Origin of the sequence: Okeania sp. SIO2F4, assembly GCF_010672385.1 — a bacterium.
Taxonomy (GTDB): Bacteria; Cyanobacteriota; Cyanobacteriia; order Cyanobacteriales; family Microcoleaceae; genus Trichodesmium.
The window spans coordinates 1-7,834 of the sequence record NZ_JAAHGT010000429.1; the positions used below are offsets into that span (position 1 = coordinate 1).

The 7,834-nt window shown below is 39.5% G+C and carries 4 protein-coding genes; 2 read left to right on the forward strand and 2 right to left on the reverse strand.

Annotated elements, in window-relative coordinates; genetic code table 11:
- Positions 1–305 precede the first annotated feature (305 nt).
- Positions 306–2,135, forward strand: coding sequence for an asparagine synthase (glutamine-hydrolyzing) (asnB, locus tag F6K22_RS23740; protein ID WP_293103565.1), 1,830 nt, complete (start codon positions 306–308; stop codon positions 2,133–2,135).
- Between the two features lie 2,186 nt (positions 2,136–4,321).
- On the opposite strand, the gene F6K22_RS23745 is transcribed toward asnB, so the two are convergent.
- Together F6K22_RS23745 and F6K22_RS23750 are read right to left on the reverse strand one after the other, a co-directional pair.
- On the reverse strand, positions 4,322–4,612 hold the full coding sequence (locus F6K22_RS23745; RefSeq protein ID WP_293103568.1) for a GIY-YIG nuclease family protein: 291 nt from the start codon (positions 4,610–4,612) through the stop codon (positions 4,322–4,324).
- 640 nt (positions 4,613–5,252) lie between these two features.
- Positions 5,253–5,465: a hypothetical protein gene (locus tag F6K22_RS23750; RefSeq protein ID WP_293103571.1), complete on the reverse strand. Its 213-nt coding sequence runs from the start codon at positions 5,463–5,465 to the stop codon at positions 5,253–5,255.
- A gap of 17 nt (positions 5,466–5,482) precedes the next feature.
- Here F6K22_RS23750 and F6K22_RS23755 point away from each other — a divergent pair, with 17 nt between their 5' ends.
- Positions 5,483–7,690, forward strand: a complete 2,208-nt coding sequence (locus tag F6K22_RS23755) for a PhoX family protein (RefSeq protein WP_293103574.1) — start codon at positions 5,483–5,485, stop codon at positions 7,688–7,690.
- Positions 7,691–7,834: the final 144 nt, after the last annotated feature.

A 7,834-nucleotide genomic window follows, 5' to 3' on the forward strand; every position in this document is an offset into this window, starting at 1 on the left:
TCTTAAGTCTATGGTGAGAATTTTCACCCCCCCAAGCAATCCCAATCCCAATACTAGAGATTGCTTCCCTGTCGCTCGCAATGACAATTTGAGATTGCTTCTGTGTCGGTCGCAATGACCAAAATACCTTGCAGGTGCGTAAGTCCTATTCTTAATATTTGTCAACCATCAACTTTGTTAGTGCTGAGTAGCGATCGCCCATAGATTGTACTAGATTGTAGGGTATGATTTTTGGGTAGTTAGTCGCGCACTCCAAATTGAAGGTTGTTATATTAATAATTCTAGTCTCTTAGGAAAATAAAAAAATGTGTGGTTTTGCTGGTTTTGTGAATTTTAAAAAAGAGAGTGAAGATGTAGATACTAATCGACAGATTTTGCAACGCATGGCTAAACAACTAGAGCGACGCGGACCAGATGATGAGCAAATTATTCAATCTGGAGCTATTTCCATTGTGTTTCGCAGACTTTCTATCGTTGATTTAGCTGGAGGTTCTCAGCCAATTTGGAATGATAATGGAACAGCATTTGTAGCTGTTAATGGGGAAATATATAATTATCAAGAATTAAAGTCTCAACTTCCAATTCCTTATAATTTTAGGACTCAATCTGATTGTGAAATAATATTACCTTTATATCAAGAGTATGGTGAAAAAGCTCTGGAAAAAGTCAATGGAATGTTTGCTCTAGCAGTTTGGGATAGTAAGCAACAGGAATTATTTTTAGCACGAGATAGATTTGGTATTAAGCCACTTTATTACTGGATTGGAGATGATATTTTTGTGTTTGGTTCAACTTTGTGGTCTGTGCTGTGTCATCCTCAAGTTCCCAATCAGTTAGATTGGAATATGGCAGACCGTTTAAATCAAAGTGGAGAGTATATAATCCCTGAAGATGTTGGTGTTGGTACAATCAAAAAGTTGTTAGGAGGACATTGGCTAAAATGGGGGAAATATCGGCAAACTACTCCAAACTGTTATTGGAATCTTAACACTTATTTTGGCACTATAAATCTACAAAAAACTCCTCAAGAACATATTTTAAATTATCAAAACTTGTTAGTTGATAGCGTGCAAAAGCGATTGATGAGTGATGTACCAGTAGGTGTTATGTTGAGTGGAGGATTAGATTCTGGATTGGTAGCTGCGATCGCATCTCAGAAAAAATCATTGCATCTTTTTTTCGGAATTTCAGAACTAACAGAGCAAAATGGTGATGCTAAAGCAGCACGAGAACTTAGCGAATATCTGGGATTACCATTACATATCGTTGATATCGATCCAGTTAATTTATTAGAACGGTTAAACTTTTCCCTAAAAGATTTTGAATATTATATCTGGATGTTAGAATCTTTTAGACCTGATATTAGCAGTATTATAGAGTGGTCGTTTAAGCACGAAATTTATAAACAAGTTCGTGCCATAGTACCAGAACTGAAAGTATTATTACTTGGACAAGGTGCTGATGAATTTGCAGGGGGTTATTCACAATTTACAATTGATTTACTGGATAAAGAAAGTAAATTAGTAGATTCTTGGAATGAATATCAACAAGACTGCAAAAATCTATTCGATAATTTAGGAATTGAAGAAAAGGATAAGTATGAAAAAGACAATTTTTTTCATCTTGAAATGCAACTCCGTTTAAGAAGTTTGCAGAATCATAACTTACACGGAGAAGATCGAACTTCAGCTAGTCATGGACTCGAAGTTCGAGTTCCTTTCTTAGATCACCGCTTAGTTAGTTATTTAGCTGCTATTCCTACTGAACTTCATCAAGATTTATTTTGGCGTAAAACTATTGTCAGAAAATCTTCTATTGATTTTCTCCCCGAAAGCTATCGGGAACGGGATAAATCTTACGGTGCTTTACCATTAACTTGGCAAGAAGGTTTTATACGACAATTAGTAACTCATGGTTTTAGACAATTTCAAGAAAAATATCTAGAATATTTTCGTCATAAATATGTTGCAGAATCAGCTCAAGAATCATTTAATAACAAGTTAGAAAATTGGTATATTAATGTTCAAAATGAAAGTGAAGAATGGCTAGAATCAGCGATTAAAGTAACCAATATAATGTCAACTGTTATTTTTAACAATTTGTGTGAAACTAGAGTGCAAGAATTAAATTGTTAAATATCAAAATGCTCATATAACCGTATTTCCATCAATTGACAAGCAGAGAAAAAGCAGAGAGAATAACAGAAATGGATATCGTGGTATTTATAGCCTATTCCATTCATTCATTTCATTTGATCTTTACCATTGCGAAAAACTATGATAAGAAAACATACTGTATCAAACCAACAAGCAAACCACACTCATAAAAAAATAACGAAATCTGCCCAAACACAAATGGACGCACGGGACGTACAAGGGACTGATAACAACATGGAACTCTTGACTGACAGTGAGCTGGAGGCGATAAGTGGTGGATTGTGTTTAGGGCCAGTCTGTCTACATTTTTAATATTTTCTGTTCCATTGTCACGATGTCATTAACCAACGCACAGTCAGGTGCGTCCTGACAAGTAAAACTGAAACGTCTTAGTTTTGAAAGAACTGAATTATTGACAGTGCAGGTTTCACCAGCGTTGTTGCAGGCAAATACCATACCGTACCAATCATACAAACTAATTCAATCAACAAAAAAAATGAACAATCGTACCAAAAACCATTCTATTCGCCCACACCAAACCTCTAAACCTAATCTGCCCAACTCCCTCCAACCCCAAAAACCGACTCCGACCAACGACGAGCCTGAGCAGGATTTTGTACAACTCGCAGAAGACCAATTAGATGCAATCGCCGGTGGCTTTCGTATTCACATACATTTTTGATCGCCCTGACTACCTTTGATTTCCAGCAGCGCTTTTCATAATAGTAGATAATAAGTTTTATCGACACAGGGGGAGGAGATCGCCTCTGTCCAGAAAAGAGATCGCCCATCCCCAGTTCCAGCTATTGAAAGAAATCCATTTGGAGGCAATCAGTGGAACCTGGTGGCACTGTCATCGACATGAAGTCGTATCCATTGTCACAACGTCATTAACCAACGCACAGCCAAGTGCGTCCTGACAGGTAAAACTAAAACGTCTTAGTTTTGAAAGAAATGAATTATTGACAGTGCAGGTTTAACCCGCATTGTCGCAGGCAAATACCATACCGTACCAATCATACAAACTAATTCAATCAACAAAAAAAATGAACAATCGTACCAAAAACCATTCTATTCGCTCACACCAAACCTCTAAACCTAATCTGCCCAACTCTCTCCAACCCCAAAAACCGACTCCGGCAAACCACGAGCCTGAGCAGGATTTTGTACAACTCGCAGAAGACCAATTAGATGCAATCGCCGGCGGCTTTCATGTTCACATACATTTTTGAATTAGGTTCATCCTTAGAAGAATGTGCCGACAAATAATATCAAGGTTTCTGTCGGCGTTATACACCAAATTTTAAGTTATTATTTGTCATTAGTCATTGCGAGCGGAACGAAGTGGAGAGAAGCAATCTCAAAGTTAGAAATTGCTTCATTACGCTGACGCTTCATTTGCTATCGCAAAGCTTCGCTAACGCAATGACAATTCCTATATCATGGCAGGTAAAAGAATATTGAGATGGATATTGAGTAAAGTTCCCAAAACGAAAGTATCCCCCGGTCAAATTCCCTTACCATTCCTGCATAGAGAAAATCGTCTCTATTGAAATTCCACATATAGCACAGACAGGGATGGAATTTATTAAAGCGAATCGTTTTCCCAATTATTCTGTGGGGTGCTAGAGGTGGGTTTAGTGACTATAGGAAGGAATCTCGCCTTACCCCAGAGATTGCTTCCTTCCACGAGTGTAAGTCGCGGCGGACTACTGAAGGTTTAGTGCTTTTTTTGCAAGAGGTAAAAATGTCCGCAGCGAGGGGGGGTGGGAAACACTCTCAAGTCGTTATGTGGCCATTTTCACCCCCCCGAAGCAATCGCAATACCAATACTAGAGATTGCTTCGCTGTCGCTCGCAATGACGAAGTGGAAATGTCCGCAGCGAGGGGGTGGGAAACACGCTCAAGTCTCTGGTTAGAATTTTCACCCCCCCGAAGCAATCCCAATACCAATACTAGAGATTGCTTGCCTAAGGTCATACTCCGCAAACGCTGTCGCTCGCAATGACGAAGTGGAAATGTCCGCAGCGAGGAGGGTGGGAAACACGCTCAAGTCGTTATGTGGCTATTTTAGCCCCCCGAAGCAATCCCAATACCAATGCTTGAGATTGCTTCGCTATCGCTCGCAATGACAAAATTCAAAAACAATCACTCATAATTATTTTTCAAACTATTTCTAGATACAAATCTTTCCACTCCAAATTTATAGTATTAATTAAATTAATTTTTTTCTGTCGAGAACCAGCTTTAATCTGTTTTTCACGAGCGATCGCTTCGGAAGGATGTTCATACGTTTCAAAATAAACTAATTTATTAATATTATATTTTTTGGTAAATCCTTCTACTAATTTTGATTTGTGTTCATAAACTCTCCTGATTAAATCGTTGGTTACACCTGTATAAAGGACAGTGTTACGCTTATTAGTCATTATGTAAATATAATATTCTTTTGTCATAAAGTATGGCTGAAAAAATGGGGGATTTAATAATTATAAAATCTAAAACAATCCCTTGTCATTCCGCAAAGTTACTAGAGATTGCTTCGCTTCGCTCGCAATGACGGGGTGGAAATGTCCGCAGCGAGGGGGTTGACAAAACTACAAGTCTATGGAGAGAGATTAAAACCCCCGAAGCAATCCCCAAAGCTCCCAGAGATTGCTTCCCTTCGCTCCCAATGACGAGGTGGAAATGTCATTGTCAGGGGGATTGCAATGACGAGGTGAAAATGTCCGCAGCGAGGGGGTTGATCAAACTACAAGTCTATGGAATTAGATTAAACCCACCGAAGCAATCCCCAAAGCTACTAGAGATTGCTTCCCTTCGCTCCCAATGACGAGGTGGAAATGTCATTGTCAGGGGGATTGCAATGACGAGGTGGAAATGTCCGCAGCGAGGGGGTTGACAAAACTACAAGTCTATGATTTTAATTTTACCCCCCCCGAAGCAATCCCCAAAGCTCCTAGAGATTGCTTCGGGGGGGTCGCAATGACGAGAGAGATTGCTTCCCTGCCGCTCCCAATGACGAGGTGGAAATGTCATTGTCAGGGGGATTGCAATGACGAGGTGGAAATGTCCGCAGCGAGGGGGTTGACAAAACTACAAGTCTATGATTTTAATTTTACCCCCCCCCGAAGCAATCCCCAAAGCTCCTAGAGATTGCTTCGGGGGGTCGCAATGACGAGAGAGATTGCTTCCCTGCCGGTCGCAATGACGAGGTGAAAATGTCATTGTCAGGGGGGTGGGAATGACGAGGTGAAAATGCCATTCTGACTCCTGACTCCTGCTTAAAGCTATAGTAAAAAGAGTCAAACTTAATCTCTTTATCTATGAACATTAAACGTCGAGAATTCCTTCTATTTCTTGGAGCAAGTGCTGGAACAATTGCCCTGAGTTCTTGTCAACAACAATCTTCAACTCCAGTTACCGAAAAATATCCAATCAGTGGCAGTTCAACCAATAATATTAACTTCCAACCAGTTAAAGGTCCAATGCCTTTGGTAACTACTAATAAAGAATTCCAAATGGATGATTATACTACATACGAAGTAGTAGATGATTTAATCATTCCAGAAGGTTTTACCTACGATATTATTGGTTCTTGGGGTGACAAAATAGGAGATTCCCGTTTTGGCTACAATAATGACTATCTTTCCTATATTGAAATAGGAGAAAATGAAGGATTATTAACTATAAACTTTGAATATATTAGCCCCTTAAATTGGGTGACAACTTATCAAAAAGTTATTGGTAAATCTTTGCCATTTTTAGAAATAGCAGCAGCATTTCAGGAATCAGGAAAATCGGGTATTAATTCTCAAGAATTATTAGATAAAAATCCTCTAAAAGAACAAATAATCACAATTGCTAAAGAAGCAATGATCGATATGGGAATAGGTGTTATTTCCATTCGTCGCGAACCCGATGGTAAATGGGTGAGAACAAACTCAAAATTTGACCGCCGAATAACAGGAATTTCAGGATTAGAAGACGGACGCTATTTAAAATCAACAGGACCCGCAGTAGCAGTATTTAACAAAAAAGGTAAAGGTTATGACGATAAATTAGGCGATAAGATTATCGGTAGTTTTAGTAATTGTGCAGGTGGTACTACACCTTGGGGAACAGTCTTTAGTGCCGAAGAAAATTTTCAAGCTTATGTCATTGAACCAGTTTATCCTGATGGTACTTCTGTTAACCCCACTCAAGGAAACTCGGTATTTATCGGTGAAAAAGGAGTATTTGGTCTCGGAAGTGCATTTGGTTTAGCAGGTAATAAATACGGTTGGATGGTAGAAGTAGATCCAGGTAATCCCGATGACTATGGTACAAAACATACTTGGTTAGGTCGTTATCGCCACGAAGCAGTCGGTATTAGAGCAGAAGCAAACCAACCCTTAGCCTTTTATTCAGGATGCGATCGCCGTAGCGGTCATCTATATAAATTTGTCAGTAAAGATATTGTCAAAGACCCCACAGACAAATCTAACTCCCAACTATTGACAAATGGAATGTTATATGGTGCGAAATTTAATTCTGATGGTACGGGTAGTTGGATTCCTTTAAAAGAAGATACCCCCGTTAATCCAGGTTTACCAAGTGTCCATGTTAATGGTATGATTAATTTGCCCCAAAGACCAGAAGGTGGTAGCTTCAAAGCCACAAAAGATGGGGAAATAGAAGCTTTTAAACAAAAATATAAAACTTTGGGAGACTTATACGAAGGAGACCCCGAAGCAAAACAAGGAGCAATTCTCATAGATGCTCATTTAGCTGCCAATGCTGCTGGCGTTACTTGTGCAGCCCGTCCCGAAGATACTCAAGTCGCCAAAGATGGCAGTTTATTTATTGCCTTTACTTCTGGATATCCCAGTAAATCTGATGGTAGTCCAGACAAACGTATATTTAAAGGTCCAGATGGTGAAGCTTATGAATATGGCTGGATTATGCGTTTAGTTGAAGATGATAATCAACCAAATGCTATGACATTTCGTTGGCAAATGTTTGCCACAGGAGGAGAACCCACAGATGGTGGACTAGGATTTTCTAATCCTGACAACCTAGAGTTTGATGACAAGGGTAATCTGTGGATGGTAACAGATATGAGTACCAGCAAACATAATAAAGCAGTAGCTGAGAATCGAATGGGTAAGGATGGCAAACCAATGAACCAGCCAAGTCTTTGTGGTTTATTTGGTAATAATTCAATCTGGTATATTCCCACCTCCGGTCCTAATGCTGGAGAAGCATACTTATTTGGCATTGCACCAACAGAAACTGAAACTTGTGGGCCGTTCTTTACCAAAGATGGGAAAACTTTATTTGTAGCAATTCAACATCCAGGAGAAAAAAGTGGCATTCGTCAAAATATGGCTTCAGAAACTCGTCAGTTGGCCATGAAAACAATAGATGGTTTAGATTTTATGCAAAATCGTACAGTACCCATGGGTTCTAACTGGCCAACTAAAAAAGTTAACGATTCTCCGAAACCTTCAGTAGTAGCTATTCGTCGCTTAGATTCAACACCGATTACCTAGGGTTTATGGAGGTAGGATTGACATCCTCCCCGTCTTACAAAGACGGGGATTCCTCACCACGCCACAGCAGAACTGTGGTCGCTGAATGGGGTTGACGTTTCATCGGGTGCAGAATGATGCTAGCAATAGTCTGATGCCTTCCTC

What these genes read in the sequence shown, in the direction of transcription:
- asnB (WP_293103565.1), top strand. Translation starts at nt 306, where the DNA reads ATGTGTGGTTTTGCTGGTTTTGTGAATTTTAAAAAAGAGAGTGAAGAT.
- F6K22_RS23745 (WP_293103568.1), bottom strand. Translation starts at nt 4,612, where the DNA reads ATGACAAAAGAATATTATATTTACATAATGACTAATAAGCGTAACACT.
- F6K22_RS23755 (WP_293103574.1), top strand. Translation starts at nt 5,483, where the DNA reads ATGAACATTAAACGTCGAGAATTCCTTCTATTTCTTGGAGCAAGTGCT.